The organism is Lentisphaera profundi (genome assembly GCF_028728065.1).
Lineage (GTDB): Bacteria > Verrucomicrobiota > Lentisphaeria > Lentisphaerales > Lentisphaeraceae > Lentisphaera > Lentisphaera profundi.
Genome location: NZ_CP117811.1, coordinates 2,351,534 through 2,375,558, shown reverse-complemented (window position 1 = coordinate 2,375,558; position 24,025 = coordinate 2,351,534). Strand labels below are relative to the sequence as shown.

Annotated in this window: 25 protein-coding genes; 20 read left to right on the top strand and 5 right to left on the bottom strand. The window is 38.1% G+C overall.

Features of this window, described 5'->3' with window-relative positions:
* Positions 1 to 16 precede the first annotated feature (16 nt).
* The 3 genes from PQO03_RS09635 to PQO03_RS09625 all read left to right on the top strand — a co-directional run bounded on the left by PQO03_RS09635 (position 17) and on the right by PQO03_RS09625 (position 3,058).
* On the top strand, positions 17 to 874 hold the full coding sequence (locus PQO03_RS09635; RefSeq protein WP_274149904.1) for an N-acetylneuraminate synthase family protein: 858 nt from the start codon (positions 17 to 19) through the stop codon (positions 872 to 874).
* Positions 875 to 963: 89 nt separating this feature from the next.
* Positions 964 to 1,731, top strand: coding sequence for a hypothetical protein (locus PQO03_RS09630; protein WP_274149902.1), 768 nt, complete (start codon positions 964 to 966; stop codon positions 1,729 to 1,731).
* Positions 1,732 to 2,158: 427 nt separating this feature from the next.
* Complete coding sequence (locus PQO03_RS09625) at positions 2,159 to 3,058, top strand: hypothetical protein (RefSeq protein ID WP_274149899.1); 900 nt, start codon at positions 2,159 to 2,161, stop codon at positions 3,056 to 3,058.
* A gap of 73 nt (positions 3,059 to 3,131) precedes the next feature.
* Here the strand turns inward: PQO03_RS09625 and PQO03_RS09620 are convergent, their stop codons facing one another.
* Positions 3,132 to 4,124, bottom strand: coding sequence for an IS30 family transposase (locus PQO03_RS09620; RefSeq protein ID WP_274148572.1), 993 nt, complete (start codon positions 4,122 to 4,124; stop codon positions 3,132 to 3,134).
* A gap of 97 nt (positions 4,125 to 4,221) precedes the next feature.
* On the opposite strand from PQO03_RS09620, the gene PQO03_RS09615 reads away from it, so the two are divergent.
* From PQO03_RS09615 to PQO03_RS09550, 14 genes are all read left to right on the top strand, one after another.
* A complete protein-coding gene (locus PQO03_RS09615; RefSeq protein ID WP_274149897.1) occupies positions 4,222 to 4,635 on the top strand; it encodes a cupin domain-containing protein in 414 nt (137 codons plus the stop codon).
* On the top strand, positions 4,636 to 5,766 hold the full coding sequence (locus PQO03_RS09610) for a DegT/DnrJ/EryC1/StrS family aminotransferase (protein ID WP_274149895.1): 1,131 nt from the start codon (positions 4,636 to 4,638) through the stop codon (positions 5,764 to 5,766).
* Between the two features lie 175 nt (positions 5,767 to 5,941).
* Positions 5,942 to 6,886 carry a class I SAM-dependent DNA methyltransferase gene (locus PQO03_RS09605; RefSeq protein WP_274149894.1) on the top strand — a complete coding sequence of 315 codons (945 nt, stop codon included), beginning with the start codon at positions 5,942 to 5,944 and terminating at the stop codon, positions 6,884 to 6,886.
* Positions 6,883 to 7,713 carry a methyltransferase, TIGR04325 family gene (locus PQO03_RS09600; RefSeq protein ID WP_274149892.1) on the top strand — a complete coding sequence of 277 codons (831 nt, stop codon included), beginning with the start codon at positions 6,883 to 6,885 and terminating at the stop codon, positions 7,711 to 7,713. The genes PQO03_RS09605 and PQO03_RS09600 overlap by 4 nt, the downstream gene beginning before the upstream one ends.
* Positions 7,710 to 8,642 (top strand): hypothetical protein, encoded by a 933-nt coding sequence (locus PQO03_RS09595; RefSeq protein ID WP_274149891.1) that lies wholly within the window; start codon positions 7,710 to 7,712, stop codon positions 8,640 to 8,642. The genes PQO03_RS09600 and PQO03_RS09595 overlap by 4 nt, the downstream gene beginning before the upstream one ends.
* Positions 8,643 to 8,994: 352 nt before the next feature.
* Positions 8,995 to 9,426: a sugar 3,4-ketoisomerase gene (locus tag PQO03_RS09590; protein WP_274149889.1), complete on the top strand. Its 432-nt coding sequence runs from the start codon at positions 8,995 to 8,997 to the stop codon at positions 9,424 to 9,426.
* On the top strand, positions 9,427 to 10,506 hold the full coding sequence (locus PQO03_RS09585; protein ID WP_274149887.1) for a DegT/DnrJ/EryC1/StrS family aminotransferase: 1,080 nt from the start codon (positions 9,427 to 9,429) through the stop codon (positions 10,504 to 10,506). It begins immediately after the preceding gene.
* The gene (rfbA, locus tag PQO03_RS09580; RefSeq protein WP_274149885.1) at positions 10,499 to 11,386 is read left to right on the top strand and encodes a glucose-1-phosphate thymidylyltransferase RfbA; all 888 of its coding nucleotides are present in this window, start codon (positions 10,499 to 10,501) and stop codon (positions 11,384 to 11,386) included. Before PQO03_RS09585 ends, rfbA begins: the two co-directional genes overlap by 8 nt.
* Positions 11,383 to 12,378 carry a class I SAM-dependent methyltransferase gene (locus PQO03_RS09575; protein WP_274149883.1) on the top strand — a complete coding sequence of 332 codons (996 nt, stop codon included), beginning with the start codon at positions 11,383 to 11,385 and terminating at the stop codon, positions 12,376 to 12,378. The genes rfbA and PQO03_RS09575 overlap by 4 nt, the downstream gene beginning before the upstream one ends.
* Before the next feature lie 9 nt (positions 12,379 to 12,387).
* On the top strand, positions 12,388 to 13,245 hold the full coding sequence (locus tag PQO03_RS09570; protein WP_274149881.1) for a glycosyltransferase family 2 protein: 858 nt from the start codon (positions 12,388 to 12,390) through the stop codon (positions 13,243 to 13,245).
* A gap of 272 nt (positions 13,246 to 13,517) precedes the next feature.
* A complete protein-coding gene (locus PQO03_RS09565) occupies positions 13,518 to 14,201 on the top strand; it encodes a class I SAM-dependent methyltransferase (RefSeq protein WP_274149879.1) in 684 nt (227 codons plus the stop codon).
* A gap of 87 nt (positions 14,202 to 14,288) precedes the next feature.
* Positions 14,289 to 15,206 (top strand): glycosyltransferase family A protein, encoded by a 918-nt coding sequence (locus tag PQO03_RS09560; protein ID WP_274149877.1) that lies wholly within the window; start codon positions 14,289 to 14,291, stop codon positions 15,204 to 15,206.
* Positions 15,206 to 15,982 (top strand): methyltransferase, TIGR04325 family, encoded by a 777-nt coding sequence (locus PQO03_RS09555; protein ID WP_274149875.1) that lies wholly within the window; start codon positions 15,206 to 15,208, stop codon positions 15,980 to 15,982. Before PQO03_RS09560 ends, PQO03_RS09555 begins: the two co-directional genes overlap by 1 nt.
* Before the next feature lie 134 nt (positions 15,983 to 16,116).
* Complete coding sequence (locus PQO03_RS09550) at positions 16,117 to 16,962, top strand: hypothetical protein (RefSeq protein WP_274149873.1); 846 nt, start codon at positions 16,117 to 16,119, stop codon at positions 16,960 to 16,962.
* Here PQO03_RS09550 and PQO03_RS09545 read toward each other — a convergent pair.
* Together PQO03_RS09545 and PQO03_RS09540 are read right to left on the bottom strand one after the other, a co-directional pair.
* Positions 16,948 to 17,673, bottom strand: coding sequence for a glycosyltransferase (locus PQO03_RS09545; protein WP_274149871.1), 726 nt, complete (start codon positions 17,671 to 17,673; stop codon positions 16,948 to 16,950). The two genes, PQO03_RS09550 and PQO03_RS09545, sit on opposite strands and share 15 nt — an antisense overlap.
* Before the next feature lie 91 nt (positions 17,674 to 17,764).
* Positions 17,765 to 18,745, bottom strand: a complete 981-nt coding sequence (locus PQO03_RS09540) for a lysylphosphatidylglycerol synthase transmembrane domain-containing protein (RefSeq protein ID WP_274149870.1) — start codon at positions 18,743 to 18,745, stop codon at positions 17,765 to 17,767.
* 72 nt (positions 18,746 to 18,817) lie between these two features.
* Between PQO03_RS09540 and PQO03_RS09535 the strand changes: the two genes are divergently transcribed.
* From PQO03_RS09535 to PQO03_RS09525, 3 genes are read left to right on the top strand one after another with little or no spacing between them, the layout of a single operon-like run.
* Positions 18,818 to 19,741: a glycosyltransferase family 2 protein gene (locus PQO03_RS09535; RefSeq protein WP_274149869.1), complete on the top strand. Its 924-nt coding sequence runs from the start codon at positions 18,818 to 18,820 to the stop codon at positions 19,739 to 19,741.
* Positions 19,741 to 20,466, top strand: coding sequence for a class I SAM-dependent methyltransferase (locus tag PQO03_RS09530; protein ID WP_274149868.1), 726 nt, complete (start codon positions 19,741 to 19,743; stop codon positions 20,464 to 20,466). The genes PQO03_RS09535 and PQO03_RS09530 overlap by 1 nt, the downstream gene beginning before the upstream one ends.
* Before the next feature lie 2 nt (positions 20,467 to 20,468).
* Entirely contained in the window at positions 20,469 to 22,001 is a 1,533-nt protein-coding gene (locus PQO03_RS09525; RefSeq protein WP_274149866.1) for a hypothetical protein, read from the top strand.
* A gap of 6 nt (positions 22,002 to 22,007) precedes the next feature.
* On the opposite strand, the gene PQO03_RS22105 is transcribed toward PQO03_RS09525, so the two are convergent.
* Together PQO03_RS22105 and PQO03_RS21995 are read right to left on the bottom strand one after the other, a co-directional pair.
* Positions 22,008 to 22,472, bottom strand: a complete 465-nt coding sequence (locus PQO03_RS22105; RefSeq protein ID WP_420792836.1) for a type II secretion system protein — start codon at positions 22,470 to 22,472, stop codon at positions 22,008 to 22,010.
* 430 nt (positions 22,473 to 22,902) lie between these two features.
* Positions 22,903 to 23,436, bottom strand: a complete 534-nt coding sequence (locus PQO03_RS21995; protein WP_337993432.1) for a type II secretion system protein — start codon at positions 23,434 to 23,436, stop codon at positions 22,903 to 22,905.
* Between the last annotated feature and the right edge of the window lie 589 nt (positions 23,437 to 24,025).

Here is a 24,025-nt window from a genome sequence, read left to right as displayed (position 1 = left end):
AATATAAGGAGTATATATGGAACCGAAAATAATAGCAGAAGTCGGGTGTAATCACAAAGGTGATATGAATATCGCAAAAGAATTGATTTTGACGGCGGCCAAATACTGTAAAGCTGATGTTGTCAAATTTCAAAAAAGGTGTAATCCAGAGTTGTTGAGTGCAGAGCAATATAGCTCACCTCACCCCAACCCTAATAATTCTTATGGTGAAACCTATGGTGCACATCGTGAATTTTTAGAGTTGGACTTAGAACAACATAAACAATTGAAAGCATGGTGTGAAGAATTTGGAGTTGTTTATAGTACTTCTGTTTGGGATGTGACATCTGCAAAAGATATAACTTCCCTGAATCCAGAGCTTATTAAAATTCCATCGGCGTGTAATCTGAATTTTGAAATGTTGACCTATCTTTGCGAGAACTATACAGGTGAAATACACTTGTCTTTTGGTATGACAACCCAAGCAGAAGAAGAAGAAATTGTACAGTTATTTGAGAAGCATAACAGGGCAGATTCTTTAATTCTTTATAGTTGTACATCGGGTTATCCAGTTCCCTTTGAGGATATCTGTTTGTATGAGATAACTAGACTGAGAGAAAAATTTGAAAAACGAGTTAAAAATATAGGTTTTTCAGGTCATCATCTAGGAATTGCAGCAGATATAGCAGCCTTGACACTTGGGGCAGATATTTTTGAAAGACATTTCACCTTAGACAGAACTTGGAAAGGGACCGATCATGCTGCTAGTTTAGAACCTGATGGGATGAGGAAACTGGCGCGTAATTTAAGAAATATTAAAAAGTCATTGACATATAAAAAATCGGAGATCCTTGAGATCGAAAAAGTTCAGAGAAGTAAACTTAAGAGAGTGTAAGTGTCTTGCGGCTTTTATTGAAAAAATGTATGCCTCCTATATTTCTTGAATTAAAGCGCAAAATTCACGAGCTACGCTATTGGAGAAAGATGGAAAAAGAGCTTTTGTTGGGATCAAGTTTTTCTCTGGATTCAAGTAAAAAATGTTTCATTATAGGAAGTGGACCGTCGATAAAAGATCAAAATCTTAAACTTATTAGGGGCCATCAGCTTATTTTTTTGAATAACATGTTTGTGCATGAAGACTTGATTTCTTTATGTGATTACAATGATGTATATCTACTAGCGGCGCCACTTCATCCCCCTCAATCTAGAGAAGAATGGAGGTCTTGGCTTAAAGAAATGAACCAAAAGGTTCCCTCCTCGGTAAAACTTATTTTTGGTTTGTCTGATTATAAAGATAACGTAAAGTCGATTATCGAAGAAAATAATTTATTTAAAAATCACGCAATACGATATTACTTACCTTATTATTATTTTAGTGCAAATAAAATTTCGTTTGATTTTGATAAATTCGTATCTCTCGCTTCAACGGCGAGTGTTTATGCTATTATGTTTAGTATTTATTCTTCGGTTAAAGAAGTTTATTTATTGGGAATAGATCACAGTTATATTCTTTATGAAAACACCTCAGAAATGAGGTATTACTCTTCAGCAAAACATCAAAAAAATGAAGAGGAAAGATGTCAGGAGACGGCCGATTTTAGTGCGTGTAGACATTTTTTTAAGTCAACGGCTGAAATAATTACACAATATGAACTTTTAGGAGTAAATGATGTACAGATTTATTCAATTTCGAAATCCACGTTATTGAAAAGTTTTCCAATCGTTGATTTAGAAACAATGAGTTTGGTGTGAATATTTGGGAACCGTCAATATTAACTTTTATTGAGCTCATACTAAAGAGATGATTATATATCACACCATGTGGTACAACGTGAGATATTTTTGCGTATGATCAGCCTGAAATGATTACAAAGTAATTTTGGGTGAGCTTAATTCTAGGGTCTCATTTAGCGACGCAAAAATTGGTTTGAACGAGATTCTTTGCTCAGAAGAGCTTCATTGCGATTATAACTTTAGAATACTAAAAGGATGAGATATAGTATACAGTGAAAAACTTAATAAAAAATTTATGCCCACCACTCTTATTGGAGTGGTATCAGGCTTGTCGCAGTCCCAAAGTAAATAGTTTTAGCGGAGATTATGATTCGTGGGAATAAGCTAGAACTATCTGTTACAATCTAGTGATTAAAGTAATTTAAATTCAGGGGATTAGAATATTTTGAAAAGATATATAAAAAGATTGTTGAACAATATAAGTCCTCAAGCACCTAAGACAGAAGAATACCATTTACTCTTAGGAAGAGTACTCTCGGAGGCTATTAAAAATAAAAAACAAATCAAATCATTAAAAGAAGTCGAATTCAAAGTTTTCTCTCAATTTGGAGATGATGGAATCATACAATGGTTAGTTAATAATTTGGATATATCCTCTACAAGTTTCATTGAGTTTGGTGTTGAGGATTTTAAGGAGTCAAACACTAGATTTTTGATGATGAATGACAATTGGTCAGGATTTGTTATGGATGGCTCGGAGTCAAGTATTGATAAGCTAATGGGTGCGGAGTATTTTTGGCAATATCAATTGACTGCAAAAGCAATATTTATTGATAGAGACAATATTAGCGGCCTATTGAGCGCTGCAAATTTAGGGAAGAATATCGGACTCTTACATATAGATTTAGATGGCAATGACTACTGGATTTGGGAAGCGATCACAGAAATATCTTCCGATATCCTTATTCTTGAGTACAATAGTGTATTTGGAAAAGAGCGAGCCATTACAGTCCCTTATGATAAAGGTTTTTATAGAACAAAGGCACATACAAGTAATCTTTATTTTGGTGCGTCGTTAAAAGCATTGTATAATCTTTCGAAAAAGAAAGGGTACGCTTTCATAGGATGTAATAGTGCAGGGAATAATGCCTATTTCATAAAGAATGAGAAACTAAACGATGTGGTGCGCGAATGTTCATTGGAACAGGGCTTTGTGGAATCAAAGTTTAGAGAAAGTCGCGATAGTGAAGGCAAGTTAAGTTATTTAAATGGCGAAGCTAGATTAGCAGAGATTAAAGGCATGCCAGTTTATAATGTAGAGACTAACGAAATTGAAGAATTGTAACCACACGAGTACATAATGATCAAAGAATTTTTTCATGAAGGGGAATTGCTTGCAATAATTATTAGACCTGAATTCAAGTAGTAAGTGCAACACCTACTGATTTTCTTAAGTTAATTCCAGTTAAATTTTCAAAAACTTCATATGGCGTCTTAAATTTCAGACATTTTCGAGGTCTACTATTAAGTTTATCAACCGCAATAATGACTTCATTTTCACTGATACCATCAAGCGCCATAGACTTAGGAAAGTATTGCCGTAACAATCCATTAGCATTCTCGTTTTGGCCTCGTTCCCATGAGTGATATGGTTTAGCAAAATAACTATTACATTCCAATTCCTTGGAGATAGTCTCATGCTGAGTAAATTCTTTTCCATTATCAAATGTAAGAGTATGAACCAAATCTTTGATCGGTGTTAGCAAAGAGATTATTGCATCTTTCACAAGCGTGGCTTTCTTATGAGACACAGGCAATGCTAGACGCAGTTTTGATTTTCGATCATCCATAGTTACAATGGCTCCTTTATGAGCTTTTCCTATAATAGTATCCATCTCCCAGTCGCCTACACGCTCTCGCTTATTAGCTGCCTCAGGTCGTTCGTCTATATCCACACGATTGGGAATCCCATTACGACTATGCTGGTTGCCATAACGTTTGCGATAAGTTTTATTCTGATGACGTAGAAGCTTATATAGCTCACCTCCTGATTCTTTATCTCTAAGAATATATTGATAAACTGTTTCATGATGAAGTAAGATGGATTGGTCATCTTTTAGTCGACCTACAATTTGTTCGGGGCTCCAATCCTTGAGTAAATGCTCATCTATATAGTCCTTAACTTCTTCAGTTAGTTTAATAGCCTTTGGTTTCACTTTGTGTCTTTCTTGAGCAAAGTCATTGGCTTGCTTGTTTCGATAACCACGGAGACCTTTATTACGTTTAAGTTCTCGTGAAAGTGTGCTTGTACTACGATTTAAGTTTTTTGCTATTTTAGTGATCGATGTGCCTGCCTTTAATTCAATTTCAAGGTAGTGTCTTTCTTCAAGACTCAGATGTTCATATGTCATTTCTGACTCCTCTGTTTTAGGTTTGGTCGCTTATAGCAGAGTACATCTGAGTCTTGTTATTCTCAATAGATGTTTATGCTATAAGCAATTAACAGAAGTGTTGCACTTATTATACGAATGCAGGAGACATAATTATTCCAAAGAAGGCATTAGTTTTTTTACGCCAGATGAATTTTCGCAACAGTTAGCTTATATGAAACACCCCCAAGGGAAATTAATAAAACCACATGTGCATAATGCGGTAGAACGCAATGTTCAATTTACGCAAGAGACCTTAGTCATCAAGTCAGGTAAATTACGAGTGGATTTTTATACACAAGAACAAGATTATCTTGAGAGTTGTGTACTTGAATCAGGTGATGTTATTTTATTAGCTGCAGGAGGTCATGGCTTTGAAGTGTTAGAGGAGCTTGAAATGATTGAAATTAAACAGGGCCCTTATGCGGGAGAGATGGATAAAACTCGCTTTGAAGGAATAAAATCTAATCAAGTTAGAATTAAAGGTCATTAAATGATTCCGGTCAATACACCACTGCTCAATGGCAATGAAAAGAAGTACTTAGAAGAATGCATAGAAACATCATGGATTTCTTCTGAAGGTCCTTTTGTAAAACGCTTTGAAAAAGATATGGCTGAATATGTGGGGCGGGATCATGGTATTGCCGTTTCAAGTGGTAGTGCAGCCTTAGACGTGGCGGTTTCGGCGTTAAATCTAGAAAAAGGCGCGGAAGTCATTGCTCCAACCTTTACCATCATTTCACCAATTCAATCAATCATTAAAGCCGGTTTAAAGCCCGTCTTAATTGATGCCGATCCACAAACCTTCAACATAAATATCTCTTTGATGGAAGAAAAGATTTCACCGAAAACAAAAGCTATCCTAGTCGTGCATATTTATGGTTTGCCAGTGGATATGGATCCAATTTTAGATTTGGCTAAGAAATATAATTTACGAATTATTGAGGATGCGGCAGAGGTCCATGGTCAGACGTATAAAGGAAAAAAATGTGGGTCATTTGGAGATATTAGCATATTTAGCTTTTATCCTAATAAACATATCACTTGCGGTGAGGGTGGTATGGTACTCACTGATGATGACGAGCTGGCTACACGTAGTAGAGAACTGCGAAATTTATGTTTTAAAGGACCACGAAGATTTATCCATGATGACCTGGGTTGGAATTACCGGATGACTAACATGCAAGCCGCATTAGGCTGTGCTCAATTGGAAAATATTGAACAAGCAATCAAAAAAAAGAGAAGAATAGGAAAGCTGTACAATGAATTGATTGATCCTCAATATGTGCAAAAGCCTGTGATTAGCACGGATTCTGCGGATAATATATATTGGGTCTACAGCCTAGTAGTCAAAGAGAATTATTTACGAGAAGAAGAATTTCCTGCAGATTATTTTTGTAAAAAATTAGGCGAGCTAAAAATTGGGACGCGACCATTTTTTTATCCGATGCATCAACAGCCCATTTTTCATAACATGGGATTATTTTCAAATGAAGTCCATCCTGTGGCAGAATCAATTTCCCGAAGAGGGTTTTATTTGCCTAGTGGTTTGGGGATTACTGAGGAAGAACAAGTTAAGGTAGCAGAAGTATGTAATGAGATATCAAAGTCAATAAATTCATAGTCTTACTTAAAACTAATGTATGAATTTTAAAGTTGGGATCAAAAGTACACAGATGTAACAATCAAAAAGATAACTCTATTGGACTTGTTACGGATTTTCAGAGCGGGGTGAAGAATTTAATAATAAACCGCATATTAGGACTCTATGCTGTTTAGGTTAAAGGATAAATTAATTTATGAAAAATTTTGATAAATATGCTACATACTATGACGTGATCTATAATAATAAGGATTATAGTCAGGAAGTTAGCTATATAGATAAGTTATTGAAAAAATACTCAAAGGCTAAAACTAAAACAATATTAGAACTTGGTTGTGGCACTGCGGGGCATGCGAAAGAACTGTTGAAACATGGGTATCAAATTCATGGCTTAGATATGTCCGAAGGAATGATTGAGATGGCTACATCGCTTAGTCAGGAAAATAATTCTTTTACTTGTAAGAAGGCCGATATAAGAGATTTTAACTTGAATAAAAAATTTGACTGTGCTATCTCACTTTTTCACGTCATGAGCTACCAAACCCAAAATAATGATTTTCTTAATGCTCTCAAGTGTGCAAGGAAGCACTTAAATAGAGAAGGCCTTTTAATTTTTGATTTTTGGTATGGACCAGGAGTTTTAAGTGATCGGCCACAGACGAAAACACGTGACTTTGAGACCCCTGAAATTAGTATTAGACGATTAACGACACCACACATGCGGGTGAATGAAAATATAGTCGATGGTTCTTTGCTGTTGAGGCAGCTTAGGAAGCAGCAGTTAGAGAATAAATTTGATTTGAATGGTGCCTATGGATATACCCAGATGTTAAAAGAGCAGATTTCGGGAAATAATAACTCTTGGGCAATACGCTGGTACGCATCAACTTTTTTGAAAAACAAACTGGGTTTATATGTAGGGAAAAGTTTGATTCAGAATATAGGTAATGATAATTCGGGAACACACTGTGGTAGCTCAAATGAATATGATGTTTCTATATCGCAGCAAAGAGTGACAGAATTTACTGAGGATTTCACAGAAGATCAAAAATCACAAAGGCTCATTGAGGATTATTTTAATAAAAAGAAAGTCACTTTTTTTTCAAAACTCAAGAGCTTTCTCAGCAGGAAATCACAGTGAAAAGTTTAATAAAAAGTTTATGTCCACCGATTTTGATGGAGCTTTACCGCAGCTTACAAAAATCGGCACACAATCAATTTTCAGGGGATTACCAATCATGGGAGGATGCCCGAAATAGTTGTACAGGTTATGATGATGAGGCAATTTTTCAGAAAGTTAAAGAAGCGTCTTTGAAAGTCAAAAATGGTTTCGCAGTTTTCGAGCGTGATGCGGTTTTATTTGATGAGATTCAGTACTCGTGGCCGGTACTTTCGGGACTTCTGATGGCATGTGATAATAATAGTTTATCAGTTTTAGATTTTGGAGGAGCTTTTGGCAGCTCATATCATCAGAATAAAAAAATATTACAAGATAGTGGAGTTGAAAAACTAATATGGACTATTGTTGAACAGGAAAAGTTTGTTCAATGTGGAAAGGAAAACTTTCAAGATAAAGAATTACAGTTTTTTGAATGCATTGAAGCATGTTGTGATAAACAATCAGTAAATGTAGTTCTCTTATCAAGTGTTTTGCCTTATGTGGAGAACCCACTTGAGATTTTAAGAGAAATTTCCCGAATGGATGCACCTTATATTATCATAGATAGAACACCCATTTTGGTTAACGAGGAAACTCCTTCACGTTTAGCAAAGCAAAAGGTTCCAGCATCCATCTATAAAGCGTCATATCCTGCCTGGTTTTTCCAAGAAAGCGAATTGTTGAACATAGTGGAACATGACTATGAAGTTTTAGCCAAATTCGCTGCACTTGGTGGCGAAGTCAACTTGGCTGAGCCAGTAGCAAAAGCAGAGTATGTTGGCTATTTACTAAAGCGAAGAATCAAATGAATTTCATTACGCTGTTTGACCATAATTACCTTCCTCAGGGAGTAGCGCTATACAAATCGCTAGAAAAATACTGTAAACCTGATTTCAAACTGTATGTATTGTGTATGAATGATTTGGTATATGAGCAACTCCTGAAATTTGAACTTGAGAATTTAGTTCTATTAAGACTTTTGGATTATGAAACACCTGAATTACTTGAGGCTAAAAAAGATCGCACAATAGGAGAGTATTGTTGGACTCTATCATCTCATACTTTTGCCTTTGCCAAAAGACACACACCAAGCCTGAAAGAAATAACTTATTTGGATACAGATATATTTTTCTTTGATCACCCGGAAAAACTAATTCAAGAATTAGATGATCATAATAAGAGTGTACTCATTACCGAACATGCTTTTGGGCCCGGGTATGAGCACAGTATTGCCAACGGTCGTTTTTGTATACAGTTTTTGACCGTACGATATAATGATGAATCGGCCAAGGTCATTAAAAAATGGCAAGATCAATGTACGGAATGGTGCTACTTTCGGAATGAAGAGGGCAAGTTTGGAGATCAAAAATATTTAGATGAATGGCCCACACTTTACCCTGATACGGTGTATATACTTGAGCAAAAAAATAACGCTCTAGCACCTTGGAACGTAGAGAATTACCTGAAGAAAAATGAGAAACCAGTTTTTTATCATTTTCATAATTTCCGATTCATTGAGTCGCATAAAGCACGATGCTATCACAATTATAAAATATCTAAAAAGAATCAGTGGATATATCGAGAGTACAAAAAAGTACTTCAGGACATTTTTGTTGAAATGGATTCATTAAAAATGGTTCGGCCTTTTTTTCCTCGTGATAAACAGACATTTCAAAGCTTAAGAGATTGGAAGCATGTTTACCTCTCTAAAAACACCTTATTTCAAACTTATTCCTAAAGCAGGGAAGGCGGACCATAAGTATCGGATCGTTAATATTAAGTGCGGACGCGTAGCGACTAGCTTTGGGATTCTCAAGGGGTGTTGCCACACAGGCGGATAAAAATTATTGGCCCGTACGGCAGTACTTTGAGCGAGGCTGAGGCAGAGCCCCTCTCTATTAAAACCTATAAATGCCTCGGTTGGGCGGAGAGCCTCCGCCGGCGAACTAGCTTCGCAAAAACCCACCTAAAACCCTTAAGGTCCCTGCCCGTTAGGACTCACTCGAAGGACTTGCCAGCCTTTCACCCGCCAGTTATCTCTTGTCATAGAGGGTCTGAAAAATAATTTAAAGAGTACAAAGGAGCGTATTTTGTTATCAAAAGAAATATTAGTTAAAAATAGTGGCTGGGTTGAGTTACCGCAGATTAGTGATGAGCGTGATGGTGTGCTCAATATCATGGAAGTGGGCAAGAATATTCCTTTTGATATAAAGCGCGTGTATTACATAAATCATTTAGAGAATTGTGTGAGTGAACGTGGAAAGCATGCCCATAAAGCTCTCGAACAGGTAATTTTCTGTATTAATGGGAGCTTTGTACTTACATTAGATGATGGTGAAAAGCAACAGGATATTCTCATGAATCGCAGTAATCAAGGCGTAATTTTAGGAGTCAACTTGTGGCATACAATGCACGATTTCTCCAGTGGCTGTGTACTGTTAGTGGTGGCTTCTGATGTATATCGAGAAAGTGACTATATACGTGACTACGATGAATTTAAACAATATGTAGAGAATAGTTGAATGGTTAAGTTTAATAATTTTGATCGTCAGTACCAAGCTCTGGAAGACGAGATCGATATGGCGCTGAAGAAGGTACTAAAAAGTGGTTGGTATATCCTAGGTAAGGAATTAAGCAGTTTCGAAAAGTCACTTGCTTCTTACGTGGGCACGAAATATGCCGTCGGTGTGGCCTCGGGAACGGATGCCTTGATACTCAGTCTAATGTGCATTGGCCTTGGTCCTGGTGATGAAGTGATTACGAGCGATTTAACTGCCTATCCCACAATAACGGCAATTCAAGCATTGGGAGCAATACCAATCGCCGTGGATGTAGATGTAAAAACTGGCCTGATTGATGCTCAGTGTATAGAAGCTGCGATTAGCAAAAAAACCAAAGTGATTATACCCGTACATCTTTATGGGCAAAGCTGTGAGATGAATCAGATTATGGCTATTGCGGAGGTACATAAACTGGAGGTAGTTGAAGATTGTGCCCAATCGATAGGAGCGCAATACAAAGGACGTACTACAGGTACTTTTGGGCGCCTATCGAGTTTTTCATTTTATCCAACCAAAAATTTGGGTGCCTATGGTGACGCGGGTGCGATTTGCACGAATTCTAAGCAAGATTATGAAACGTTGCTCGAGCTTAGGAATTATGGTCAAACGCGACGTTATGTTCATGAAAGGCGCGGGTTGAATAGTCGCCTAGATGAAATGCAGGCTGCAATACTGAATGTTAAACTTAAGTATTTAGATGCGGGGAATTTGAGACGAGTCGAGCTCGCAAAAAAGTATTTAAAGGGCTTGCCAGAAAAATATTTATTAGATTTCAAAGAGGGTTCGGTATTTCACTTATTTCCCATTAAAGTCAAAAACCGAGACGCATTTATCAGCTTTATGGAGAAAAAGGGTATTGAAACTTTGATCCACTATCCTTATCCAGTAAGTGAACAGGCTGCCTTTGGATATGCAAGATTAGATAACCCCAAAGTAGATGAACTGACAAAGAAACTTGTGTCCTTACCAATTGCACCGGAGTTGGAAGATGAGGAAATTGAACGAGTTATTGAGGCAGTAAGGGCTTATGGAAATGAATAGAAAGGGCATTATTTTAGCGGGTGGTTCGGGGACACGTTTACATCCCGTCACCCTAGGCGTGAATAAACAGCTTTTGCCCGTTTATGATAAGCCGATGATTTATTATCCCTTGTCGGTTTTGATGTTAGCAGGGATTCGTGAAATACTTATTATTACAAGTCCAGAAGATTTAAATTCATTTCAAAAATTGTTAGGTACAGGAGAGACCTTTGGAGTTCATCTTGAGTATGAAATCCAGGAAAAGCCCGAGGGTTTAGCGCAAGCCTTTATTATCGGAGAAAAATTCATTGGGCAATCACCCTGCACCTTGATTTTAGGAGATAATATTTTTTATGGCGAAAGTCTCATTAATATTTTACTAGAAGCAGGCAAGCAGGAAAAGGGAGCCACGGTCTTTGGCTGTTGCGTACGCGATCCGGAAAGATATGGGGTGGTATCCTTTAATGAAGCGGGAGACGTTTTATCGCTTGAGGAAAAACCGCAATCACCAAAGTCTAATTATGCGGTTACGGGCCTCTATTTTTATGATAATGATGTGATTGAAATTGCCAAGAAGGTGAAGCCATCAGCGCGTGGTGAACTGGAAATAACCAGTATTAATCAAGCCTACCTCGAACGTGGCGATCTGCAGGTAGAAATCTTTGGTCGAGGCATTGCCTGGTTAGATACGGGCACGCATCAAAGTTTATTGCAGGCAAGTCAGTTTATCCATACTTTGGATGATCGACAGGGCTTAAAAGTAGCTTGTTTGGAAGAAATAGCTTATATGAATGATTGGTTGAGCAAAGATGATATAGTTGCCGCGAGTGAACGCTTACAGAAAACTGACTATGGTCAATACCTAAAAAAAATCGTTACGTCCCCGAGAATCGGTAAATGAAGTGTACACTTTGTAAGGCAGCGTTAAGATTACTACATAAAAATATGTATGATGATCGTTTTGCTTATCCCAAGTATTTTGATATTATGTATTGCAAGCAATGTCAGTTTGCGCAAACAACTCCGCCTTTAGAGAGCCGAGAGATACCTGAGTTATATGAAAAATATTACCCGCATAGTAAAACCAATGCGGCGCAAGTACGCAATAATTTCACAGGGATGAATCCAACGCAAATCGCCGATAAGAAAGGTGCCGAGGGCTTCCCCATCGATCTCCTAAAGCCAAGTGCCAAGCTCTTGGATGTGGGCGCGGGGGCCTGCTATTTTTTATACGCCATGAAGCTTTTGGGCTTTGAAACCTTTGGCTTAGATCCCGATCCGAGTGCAAAAAAAATTGCTGCAGAATTAGATTTAGAAGTGGAGAGTGCATTTTTGGAAGACAAACCCTTTCCTGGTATGAGCTTTGATGTCATTACCGCAAATCAAGTCTTGGAGCATACGCCAGATCCAAAAGCTTTTTTAAATGCGGCCACCGAGCGCTTGAGTAAAAATGGCTTGATCGTGCTTTCATTTCCAAACTTAAATTCATGGCATCGACGAATCTTCGGGCGATTTTGGATTAACTGGCACGTCCCGTATCATATTAACTTCTTTACAAAAAAATCTATTAGCGCTTTAGCTAAGATGAGCGATTTAGAAATTATCGATTATAAAACTGTGACACCACCCATTTGGAGTCGCATGCAAATTAGGTCCTTATGGAAATACCCCAAGAAGGGAGAGGCGAATCGTATTTGGGCAGCTGAGAAAGCGGTGCTTGAAAGTGCTACTAATCATGATAGCGCACCAGCTAAAAAAAGTTTAAAAGGCCATCTAAAAAATATGGTGTGGGCGACGATATCCTTAATATGCCTGCCTTTTGATTATTTAGCAGATAAGCTTGGTCGAGGCGACTCGATCACCGTCGTGCTCAGAAAGAAAACATCTGATTGAGTTAAATAAATGAATGAAGTTAAAAGCTCAAAACTATATGTGGTGCTACCATTTTTTAATGGAGTTTCCCGAGAATTTTTAGAGAGTCTAAAAGCTCAAAGTTACGAGAATTTTCAGCTCATTTTAGTTGATGATGGATCAACGGATGAATCACTTTCATTATGCCAGGAATATTTTCCGGATAGTATTCTGCTTCAAGGGCAGGGCAACTTGTGGTGGGGTGGCTCGCTACATCAATCCTACAAATATTTTCAATCCAATAGCGTTAATGACAATGACTTAGTCATTTTTTTAAATAATGATGTAGAATTAACAAGTGATTTTTTTGCCATGGGCGTGCAGGGCTTAGAGCCTAATAGCCTATTTTTGGCCGAGGCCTACTGCAAAAAAAGTCGCGAGAAAATTGATGCCGGCGTGCATGTTGATTGGCGACAGTTTTCCTTTAAGCAAGCGAAAGAAGCATCAGAAATTAATTGTCTTTCGACTCGCGGACTCATATTAAAGCTTGAAGACTTCCTAGCGATAGGGGGTTTTTATCCCCGCTTGCTACCGCATTACTTATCGGATTACGAATTTACTATGAGGGCATTCACGAAGGGATATAAATTGAAGACGGATGAAGCCTTCCGACTTTATTCGGATAGCTCAATATCTGGTTACCATCACCCTGAAAAAGGGGCGGAAAATTTACTGGATTTTCTGTGGCGCTTATTTTCGAAGAAGTGTCCGATCAATCCGATATATAGGACTAGCTTTCTTGTACTAGCCTGTCCTTGGCCCTATTTACCCCAAAATTTATTTAAGGTTTGGGCGGTTACGCTTAAGCTGATTATTTTAAATGTGATGAGCAGAAAATGTGATGAGTAATTTAATTATACGCTTTAAAACTACAATCAAAACGGATCCACGATTAGGTAGATAACGCAGTTATTGGTTTTATGGGGCTTCATCCCCCCCCGCCCCTCGACAAGGATTGTCATTTCTTGATCAGGCCATATGAGTACATTGCACTCATCTTACAGCTTAGTTGATTAATCGTGAAACGAATTCAATATTTAAGCTTACACAGTCAATATAAACTAAACGTTAGGGCATCATTGAAAAAACAACTCAGAAACTTGTATCATAGAGAGCTATTTTTGCCTAGTTTTTTAGGCTTATTTATAAATCCTTTTTATTTCGTACGTAATGGACTGCATAAAAAACTTAAGCTACTCAGCCATGAATTAAAGGGAGATCTTATTGATTTCGGTTGTGGAGCTATGCCCTACAAGGAATTGTTTAATGTAGCTACTTATACGGGGCTCGATTATGCAGAGAGTGGTCATGAGTGTGAAGAACAAGAAGGGAAAATTTATTATGATGGCAAAAAAATACCCTTCGAGGAATCGAGTGTAGATGCCCTTTTTGCTTCCGAGGTTTTTGAACATATATTTAACCTAGAGCAAATTCTGGAGGAGCTCCATAGGGTGCTAAAACCAGGAGGGAAACTTTTGTTTACCATTCCTTTTGCTTGGGAAGAGCATGAAGTACCTCATGATTTTGCTAGGTACTCATCTTATGGGATAATATCATTGCTTGAAAAACATGGCTTTAAAATACTTCAAGCCCATAAGAGTGGAACAGCCTTTGAAACCTGTGCACAGTTATTTATTGCTTATGTATATGGATTATTTCCAAAAATGAAGTGGTTGAATTTACTTTTGACTTTACTACTGATAGCACCCTTGAATATTATGACTTTATTCATGAGCCTATTATTGCCCAAGAACAATAATTTATATTTAAATAATGTCATGCTCGTAGAGAAGGTCACTGTATGAAACTAGTTCACGGCAAAAATTTCAAACGTCATTCTCTAGCGATGCAAGTGAAGTTACACAAGTCATCCAAAATGTGGATAAATAAATATGCCTAGTTATGCACCCATAGTTATTTTTGTCTATAACCGTGTAAATCATACACGTCAAACTATTGATGCCTTAAAAATGAATATTGAAGCTCCACTGAGTGATTTAATTATATTTTCGGATGCGCCTAAAAATGATGATCAGGTTGAGGAAGTACAAAATGTACGAAAGTATATCAAGACAATTAATAGTTTTAAGTCGATTAAAATTATTGAACAGAAAAAAAATTTAGGGCTGGCGGAGTCGATTATATCGGGGGTTAGTAAAGTCGTAAATGAGTATGGGAAAGTGATTGTTTTGGAAGATGATATGGTCACTTCACCATTTTTTTTAAAATATATGAATGAGGGTTTGGAACGTTATCAGTCGGATGATGCAGTCGCCAGTATAAATGCTTATATGTATCCAGTTAAAGAAACACTTCCAGAAGCCTTTTTCTTACAGATGTCAGATTGTTGGGGTTGGGCGACCTGGAGGGAAAGTTGGGAGTTGTTTGAACGCGATGGAGCAAACTTATTAGAGAAATTAACAAAAGATCATTTGGGTAATAGCTTTGATTTGGATGGAAATTTCAGATATACTCAAATGCTCGAGGAGCAAATTTCTGGACATGTTAACTCATGGGCAATACGTTGGTATGCATCAACTTTTCTACACAATAAACTGGGTCTTTATCCGGGTATTAGCTTAGTGCATAATATAGGTGTAGATGGTACGGGGGTTCACTGTCCATCGCTAGCAGAATTTGATGTGAGTTTGCGCAAGGAGCCCATAAGTTATTTTCCTCGAGAGTTGCAAGAAGATGCTTATGCTAGGGGCATTGTGGCAAAACATTTAGGCGGCTATAGCAGCTTCACATCGAGGCTTAAACGTTTTGTTTTATCTAAATTCACACCAACGGCAAAGAATAAAATTTAATGAAAGCTTTGATAAAAAAAGTTTTGCCTCCGTTCGTGACAGTCGCACTGCAGCGCTTGATGGCAGCTTATTCGATTAAGGGTCATTATTCTTCTTGGGAAGATGCCACGCGTGCTAGTGGTGGTTATGATAGTCAAAATATTTTTCAGAAAGTACGTGAAGCGATGTGGCAAGTACGCGATGGACATCGAGTGGCAGAAAGAGACTCGGTGTTACTAGATGAAATTCCGTACTCTTGGCCAGTACTTTGCACGGTTTTACGCGCGGTGGAAGACAATAAACTGCACGTGGTCGATTTTGGGGGCGCACTCGGTTGTTCCTATTATTATTACCGAGACTGGCTAGAATCTATAGATCATCGTTGGACCGTTATCGAACAAGAAAAATTTGTCGAATGTGGAAACGCGGAGTTTGTGACGGATCGCTTGAAATTTTCTAGGGCATTTGCAGATGTGCATAAGGTTGATATCATTTTGATGAGCAGTGTTCTGCAGTATCTCGAAAACCCTTGGGAAATTCTGGAGCAAGCAATGGCTACACGCTGTCGCTTCATTTGTCTCGATCGGACATTGTTTTCGCCGAGTACACAAGAGCGGATTGCAATACAAAAGGTCTCATCAAAAATCTATCCTGCTAGTTATCCCTTACGGTTATTGACCGAAGCTTCCGTACATACTTTTTTAGAACCTTATTTTGATCTGATAGCGCAGTATGACTCACCAGAAAGTACTAGCGGGTTTAATTGCAAAGGTTTTATTTATCGGCGGAAAGATTAGTTATGCGACATTTGTGTACCTATTTTGATCATAATTTTCTGTCGAGGGGTCTGTTACTCTATAAGTCATTGAGTGAACATGGCGATGAGTTTACTCTTTGGGTACTTTGCTTGTCGGATAAATGTTATGAGTCAATGCTAGAGCGGAATTTGCGTCATGTTAAATTAGTTCGCTTAGAAGAGCTTGAAATTTTTGATCCTCAACTTAAAAAATGTGAATCAAGCCGTAGTCGCGTTGAATATTTTTTCACAATGAGTCCCTGTCTACCTCTTTATGTCTTAGCTACAGGAGAAAATATAGGAAGCATTACTTACTTAGATGCAGATCTTTATTTTTTTGATTCATTTGAAAAGGTTTTTGAGGAAATTGGGGATGCCAATATTGCGATTATACCCCACAATTATACAGAAGGTATGCTGAAAAAGGGGGCAGTTAAAAATGGAGTCTATAACGTTGGCTGGATTACTTGGAAGTATAACGATGAAGGGCTGAAATGCTTGAATGAGTGGCGGGAGAAATGTATTGAGTGGTGTTATGATAAACATGAGGATGATCGTTTTGCGGATCAAAAATATTTGGATACTTGGCCAAGCACTTTTGACGGTGTGAAAATCATTACTCATCCTGGTGCTAATTTAGCCCCTTGGAATGCGGGTAATTATCATTTGGAGATAGTGAGTGAGGCAGTGGTAGTGGACACACAAGCTCTCCTGTTCTACCATTTTCACGGATTAAAGCAACTTAATATGAGGGAGTTTGACTGTCACCTTAGTACGTATTTTGTCGGAACGAATAAAAACGTACTCATCAATGCTTTATATATTCCTTACATCAATCGTTTAATCGAAATTTCGGATGTGCCCATCACCTCGATTCGTGGGCAGCAAGTGGGCTTAATAGGACTTTTTAAAAAGCATTTGAAGCTATTTTTGAAAAGACGGCAGGGAGATATCATTCATGTTGATTCACCGATTCCTTAAAACTCTGGCTAGATAGGCAACTCGCGGTATACAAAGAGGGCCGTGCTTGAGCGCTACATCACGCGTTTCTTGTCGAGCACGAATGCGATTGGCGTTGGCCATACCGCCGGCTTGCATATAGGTGAAGACTTCGTTAACACTTTTAAAGTGGCATTTAGCGTTTAAGCAACGATAGATGAAGTCGTAATCCATCGAAGTCTTGAGTTCTTCGTCAAAGCCACCAATTTCATCATAGACTGATTTTTTGATAAAGCAGGCGGGATGCATGATCGGCATCAGCACTGGAAAGAGTTTCAATGACCTCGTTCTCATTAATTTGGGGGCGGGGTCATTTTCGTTTTGGGTGTAAAGGATGGAGCCCGAGAGAATATCGCTGCTTGGATCGTTGTTGAAGTGATGAAGCACGCGGGACATGGTATCATCCAACCACCAATCATCACTATTGAGCAAAGCCACGAGTTCGGATTGCAAGTAGGGCAGCGCCTGGTTCCAGGCTTGAGAAATCCCTTTGGCCCTTTGTTGTTCTAAAATCACATCAATTGCGGGGTGAGCAGTCTTGAACTGTTCAATAATTTTACAGGTATTATCTTCGGATCCACCATCGATGAAAATATAGCGATGAGGCGCTTGTTTCTGAGCGGCTACGGAGTCGAGTGTGCGCTGTAGTGTTTTTTCTGAGTTCCAGGTGATGGTGATGAGATCGTAAGTCATAATAAATGATAATAAAAATAATGATAATTTAGTGTAAAGGGACAAAGCTTAAAAATCGACTTGAGCTAAGGAGATTTTGATTTAAATAATTCTAATCAAGAGCCTGATGAGGTATTTCTTTCTTATCAGGGACTGACTTTTTCATGATATTAAAGCCTTGGCGATAAAATCTCGTGCAGCTAAAGCCGCCAAAAAATAATGAGAGGCCAAGCTCAAACATGCGATAGATAATCAGGCAAGCAATCATGGAGCCTTGGGGGATGTGAAAAACATGGCTAAAAAAGAGTGCGGGAGCTTCGAAAAATCCTATAGCGCCAGGGGTGATGGCCAAGGCCGTGAGTAAGCCAGATAAAGAGAAAATAAGTAGGCAATGAGTGAAGGGGAGAGCGGAATTGAAAAAATCTAAAAGAATATAAAAAAACAGGGCACCGACAAGAGTGTTGAAAACAGTGAAAGCTATTGCCTTTAGTAGTGGGCGTTTTCGTGAAATTATATCACTAAAAGCTTGGCTAATCTCTTGGCTAAAAGGGAATTTTTTTAAGTGGATTTTTTTAATATGACGATGAAGGCAAAGAGTTATGAAGCAGAGGCTGCTCAAGGCGATGCAAAGGTAAAAGACCTTGAGTAGTTCTTGAGGAATAGCTTTCATAAAACAAAAACTTAGGCTCGCAAGAGAAACTTGTATGGCAGTCGCTAAAATTAAAACCACAAGAGTGAGCGCTATATAGGATGGGTAAGGGAAGCCTTTCTTTTTTAAGATGAAGGCACGCAGGGCTAAACCTGATTTAGGAGGTCCAAATAAATTCCCAAAGGAGGTGCCCATGGCTAGGTGCCATGATTCCTTAAAAGATAATTTAGATGAGGGAATTTGTGTTAGGCTATCGTAGATATAACCATTGCTAAAAATGATCAATAAAAGAGATAAACTTGCGAAAAAATAGAGCTCTATAGAGAGTTTAGGCAGTTGCTTAAGTTCATCAAGATGATTATAGATCACAGAGCCCATGGTACAGAGTACGATGAGAAGTATGAAAATATGGATTTTTTGTTTAAGCTTAGCAAAAAAGGGCATAACTTGGAGGGGTTTTATGTGGCTTGTCGTGGTATATTTTGGCTTCTAGTCAAAATAAAAAAGTAGATAAAATTGAATATAAGTATAGTTATACCAGTATACAATGGAGAGAGCTCGATTGTAGGCCTCTTTGATGAATTGCGTAAACATCTTAAGGAGCGTTTATTTCAAGTGGTCTTGGTTAATGACTGTAGTCCAGATAATAGTCATCAAGTTTGTTTGAGCTTACAAAAAGACAATCCCGAGATTATCACTTATGTAGAATTAGCCCGTAATTTTGGCGAGCATAGTGCGGTTCTCGCGGGCTTGCACCAAGTTAAGGGTGATTGCGCCATTATTATGGATGATGACTTCCAGAATCCACCACATACGGTTTTGTCTTTAGTCAATAAAATGGAAGCAAGTGAAGCTGATGTGGTCTATTCCTATTATCAGAAAAAAAAGCATCATTGGTTTAGGAACCTAGGCAGTCAATTTAATGATTTCGTTGCTTGTGCTTTACTTAAAAAACCTAAGGATCTTTATTTATCAAGCTTTAAATGTATTAATCGTTTTCTAATTGATGAAATCATTAAATATGATGGTCCCTATCCCTATCTTGATGGCTTAGTTTTAAGAAGCACCAAGCGCATTGCAAAAGTGCAAGTTGATCATGCGGATCGCGGTGAGGGTGAGTCTGGTTATACCTTGAAAAAACTCGTGCGCTTATGGCTTAATATGTTTATCAATTTTTCGGTCTTGCCTTTGCGAATGTGTACTTATTTGGGGCTTGTGATCAATTTAGGTGCACTTGTTTTTTCACTGATTACTTTCTATGAGAAATCAGTGAATCCGAGTATGCCCTTGGGATGGGCGTCCTTGATGATTGCAGTCATGCTTTTTTCTGGTGTGCAATTGCTTATGTTGGGTCTAATCGGAGAGTATGTGGGTTCATTATTTATGACTATTAATAAAACACCACAGTTTATTGTACGCCAAAGCTGGGATAAAAACTAATGGAAGAGCAAGAGTATGTGACTATGGCTCAGGTGGAAGCCGAGCATTGGTGGTATAAAGGGCTTCATGATTGCTTGTTGAATTTCATCCCCTCAAATCATGCAAAACTTTTAGATGTGGGCTGTGGGACGGGACAGTTTCTCAAGCTACTGAATGATGCCAATGCCGTGGGCTTAGATTTTTCCGAGCAAGCCTTAGACTTAGCAAGTGCCAAGGTGGCAAATAGCTTAGTGAAAGGAGATATAAGGGACTTGCCCTTTGGCGATGAGACTTTTGATACAATCGTAAGTTGTGATGTGTTAGATTGTTTTGATGACGAAGAAGAACGTCGCCAAGCCTTAGGTGAATTATACCGAGTCATGAGCCGAGATGGATTGTTGTTGTTAAATTTACCCGCTTTTCCCATTTTAAAAAGTTCCCATGATAAGGCGGTGCATGTCGTACATCGTTTTCGTAAAGAAGAATTAAAAAATCTATTGTTAGCGGAGGGCTTCGAGATTCAGCTACTTTCTTACCGCAATTGTTTTTTATTTCCTCTAGCGGCCATGCTTCGGCTCATTAGAAAGAAATCTCGCCGAGGCGCCATGAAATCCGATGTGGAACTTCCCCATAAATGGCTCAATAAATTACTCAGTCAAGTGCTGTATCTGGAAAATTCTTATTTGTCAATGAAAGGGACTTTTCCTTTTGGTTTATCCTTATTCGCCCTAGTGAAAAAAGTTTAGATATGTCTACTAGAAAATTATTTATTATTCTATCCTGTGTTATAATCGCCTTACTTGCAGGTACAGGGGTGTACTCGGATGATTATTCTTTTATCCTGCATCAAGAAAGCAAAGCCTCATTTATTGAAGCTTTTGAATTAAGTAATTCTTTTCTAAGTCTACCCTTTGAGCAAGTGACACATGTCATTTTTTATTATTTCTGTACAGAAGAGAGTTATTGGTTGCTGAATGTAATGAAGATTTTTTACGTCATTGCTTGTCTTCATATGTGTGCTCGTTTTTTCTCTCTTTTCATGGAAGAGAAGCGCGCTCTTTTAATTTCTTTTCTGTTTATTTTCTACCCATCGCATGAAGCGACAGTCTATTGGTTTTTAAGCCAATATTTGATGGTGACGATCTCGATGTACCTCTATGCTTATTATTTATTAGAAAAAAAGCATAAGGGCTATGCCCTAGCTTTTGCAATCATGGGAAGTTTTATTAGCTATGGATCGCCAGCGCCAGCAATTGCTTTGACCTTTTTAGCGTGGAGAAAGATGTCATGGCGAGAAAGCTTGATTCTGTACGTGCCTAATTTTGTTTATACCCTTTATTACTTGTATACGACAAAAATAATGAATGTGGGAATACAGAGGATCCCTGAAGGGACTGGCTTCGTACACTTGTGTAAGCAGGTCTTGATGCAAATCTTAAGTTGTATAGACGCCCTTATGGGGCCCTCGTTTTTCTTGAAGCTCTATTACAGTTATCAGGAGAGCTTCATTTTAACGCTTTTAGTCAGTCTAATCTGTATAGTGCTTTATAAATACCGAAAGAAAATTTCATGCTGTACAGAGATGAAAATAAAATTAGATAAGGATTTACTTCTTGCCTTAGTCCTCATTATGTGCATTAGCTTTGGCATGTTTGCGATCACGGGTCGTTATCCTAATATAGCCTTTAACTTAGGAAATAGAACCAATATATTTTCTTGTTTAGTCTTGGTCTATGGCTTGTCGTTTTTAAATAATAAAAAGTTTTATCTAGTCTTTGCCTGTCTATTTATTAGCATAGTAGGGATAAGTTTTCACTGGAAGAAATGGACTCAGATCCAAGATGATTCATTAGAGGCAATGAAGTCATCTTTAGCAAATTACCAAGGGTCGAAAACACTCTATTTCGTCGGCCATCAATATAGTGAAATGGGTAGTATTGATCATATAGAGCTATTCTCTGGGGATTGGGTGGTGAACCCAATGCTCAAGCTGACTTGTGGAGATAAATATACGGCTTACCCACTCAATCATAATTATCGACTTAAGGGTAATGATTATATAGATATTCGTTACAATACTTTAGTTTCTACAGTAGACGACAAAATAACTGTATATGATGTAGAGAAAAGGCAGCTCTTTGATTTAGAGAGGGATGCAATAAATACTTATATAGAGAGTTGCGATAAGCCTAAGCGCCATTGGACACAGCTCTTGGGAGAGGGTTTTATTCGTGATAGTATATTGAAATTAATGCCACGACTCAAATATGCTTTTGAATAAGTTCTATTAGGGGCTAGCAACTCCAGACTCCACATGACCATCAGGGTAGAGTTTGTTGACGTTATCACCAAATTTGTGTGTGACACGATCCTCAAAGATAATTGAATCATTATCAGTAAGCAAATCACCCCATTGCCTATTCCCTGTGGTGATATTGTGGTAGTTTTGGGAGCCATTGCCATTTTTACTTGCAGCGCAAGAGAGAAATTCCTCTGGGAGATCAAAAGTTGTCACCCAAAGGTGAGTGGAGTTTAGGTTTGTTTTTGTAGCGACATCGGGTATCATTTCATTGGGCTGGTCTGAAAAATAGATACGAAATGCCGTTCCTAAACTTTTTAAATTATTCTTACAATTTGCTTGCTTGGCTTTGTCGCGTGCTTTGGCAAGATTGGGGAGGATCATTGATGCTAAAATTCCGATAATAGCAATGACGACGAGTAGTTCAATAAGTGTGAATTTTAATTTTTTCATAATTTGATTGTAATGAAATTTTTCTTACTTGTCAATGAGAAGATTGTTATTTAATAGAAAATTAATACTTAGAGGTGCTGATAACTGGAAGATAGCTGTCCACTAATTTATAGGATTTACACAGATGGGTAGGAGTAATGTTTAATTCTGAATTTGGAATGGGAACAGCGAATTTCGCTAATTATACGAATGCAGTAAGGGCAATTTTTAATTATGAATTCTAAATGGAGGATAAGAGGAGGATAAGATAGGAACCACTAATAGGCGCTAATACACACTAAAAGAACTTTTAACTCAGCGCGAAGCGTTAACTCAGGTCAGGAGCCGTAAGCTCAGTAGATAGTACGTCCACTTAGTTATAGGCACAAAAAAAAAGCTTGCCTCCGAAGAGACAAGCTTATTGAAACTTAAATTCTAAATGACTTTAGAATTAGAGCTCAGTATCAACTTGTTGCCAGCCACCGTTTGTTGGCTCTACGTGACCGTCGCCAGCAAGAACGTTAGCTTTTTTACCTGAAGAGTGGATATCAGAGCCATCATCACTAGCGCCAGCTACGAGGCCGTCTGTAGCAATACGAGTTTGCGGGTCTTCAAGTGAAGAGAAAGGACCTCCGCTTACATTTTCACAGTCGATGTAGACTTTTCCGTCGGAGTCATTTATCCCCTCACGTTTAGCGTTACAAGAAAGAGTGCCGGGTGTGAGTTCCCATACATTACCAATAGTACCAGCAGTAGCAACCGCGTTTACTGGACGGATGTAAGTCCCACCAGTTGGGATGTCATTCTCTGTGCCGTCAGAGAAGTACATAACCATGGCAGTACCAAGCTGCTTGAGATTGTTCGTACAAGTTTTTTGCTGTGCTTTATCACGAGCCGTACCAAGAGCTGGGAGGATCATAGCTGCGAGGATACCGATGATGGCAACAACAACGAGAAGTTCGATTAATGTGAATTTTTTATTCATTTTTTATTTCCTTGTTTTTTGTTTAGGTTATTTAGGACACTTTCATTCTAGAAAGAAAAAGGAATCACCGCAAGAGCTTAATTACATTTTTTTTAAAAAAAGTTAATTTTTCTTTGTTTTGAGCGGGAAAGAAAGATAATTTTAAATGAAGGGCAAAAGAATGGGAACAGCGAATTTCGCTAATTATACGAATTGGACTGAGAGTGAAGATATTGAACCACAGATCTAGCAGATAGTACAGATAGGGGGGGGAGATAATTTTAAATTGTGAATTTTTAATTTTGAATGGAAAAGCAAAGGAAGAAGAATAAAAGAGTTGAACCACGGAGTGCACGGAAAGGCACGGAGGAAAGATGAGAAGGGGTAATTTTAAATGTTGAATTTTTAATTTTGAATGGAAAAACAAAGGAAGAAGAATAAAAGAATTGAACCACGGAGTGCACGGAATGGCACGGAGAGATGGGCAATTTTTAATTATGAATGGAACAACTAATTTCGCTAATTATACGAATTGGGCTGAGAGTTTCTAGGGTTTTATACTGTAACAAGGCTTACTTGGACTTAAGACTATCACAGTAATTATTTACAT

Coding starts and splice junctions, on each gene's coding strand:
- PQO03_RS09635 (WP_274149904.1), top strand. CDS start 17: ATGGAACCGAAAATAATAGCAGAAGTCGGGTGTAATCACAAAGGTGAT.
- PQO03_RS09630 (WP_274149902.1), top strand. CDS start 964: ATGGAAAAAGAGCTTTTGTTGGGATCAAGTTTTTCTCTGGATTCAAGT.
- PQO03_RS09620 (WP_274148572.1), bottom strand. CDS start 4,124: ATGACATATGAACATCTGAGTCTTGAAGAAAGACACTACCTTGAAATT.
- PQO03_RS09610 (WP_274149895.1), top strand. CDS start 4,636: ATGATTCCGGTCAATACACCACTGCTCAATGGCAATGAAAAGAAGTAC.
- PQO03_RS09605 (WP_274149894.1), top strand. CDS start 5,942: ATGAAAAATTTTGATAAATATGCTACATACTATGACGTGATCTATAAT.
- PQO03_RS09595 (WP_274149891.1), top strand. CDS start 7,710: ATGAATTTCATTACGCTGTTTGACCATAATTACCTTCCTCAGGGAGTA.
- PQO03_RS09585 (WP_274149887.1), top strand. CDS start 9,427: ATGGTTAAGTTTAATAATTTTGATCGTCAGTACCAAGCTCTGGAAGAC.
- rfbA (WP_274149885.1), top strand. CDS start 10,499: ATGAATAGAAAGGGCATTATTTTAGCGGGTGGTTCGGGGACACGTTTA.
- PQO03_RS09575 (WP_274149883.1), top strand. CDS start 11,383: ATGAAGTGTACACTTTGTAAGGCAGCGTTAAGATTACTACATAAAAAT.
- PQO03_RS09570 (WP_274149881.1), top strand. CDS start 12,388: ATGAATGAAGTTAAAAGCTCAAAACTATATGTGGTGCTACCATTTTTT.
- PQO03_RS09560 (WP_274149877.1), top strand. CDS start 14,289: ATGCCTAGTTATGCACCCATAGTTATTTTTGTCTATAACCGTGTAAAT.
- PQO03_RS09555 (WP_274149875.1), top strand. CDS start 15,206: ATGAAAGCTTTGATAAAAAAAGTTTTGCCTCCGTTCGTGACAGTCGCA.
- PQO03_RS09550 (WP_274149873.1), top strand. CDS start 16,117: ATGCTAGAGCGGAATTTGCGTCATGTTAAATTAGTTCGCTTAGAAGAG.
- PQO03_RS09545 (WP_274149871.1), bottom strand. CDS start 17,673: ATGACTTACGATCTCATCACCATCACCTGGAACTCAGAAAAAACACTA.
- PQO03_RS09540 (WP_274149870.1), bottom strand. CDS start 18,745: ATGCCCTTTTTTGCTAAGCTTAAACAAAAAATCCATATTTTCATACTT.
- PQO03_RS09530 (WP_274149868.1), top strand. CDS start 19,741: ATGGAAGAGCAAGAGTATGTGACTATGGCTCAGGTGGAAGCCGAGCAT.
- PQO03_RS09525 (WP_274149866.1), top strand. CDS start 20,469: ATGTCTACTAGAAAATTATTTATTATTCTATCCTGTGTTATAATCGCC.
- PQO03_RS22105 (WP_420792836.1), bottom strand. CDS start 22,472: ATGAAAAAATTAAAATTCACACTTATTGAACTACTCGTCGTCATTGCT.
- PQO03_RS21995 (WP_337993432.1), bottom strand. CDS start 23,436: ATGAATAAAAAATTCACATTAATCGAACTTCTCGTTGTTGTTGCCATC.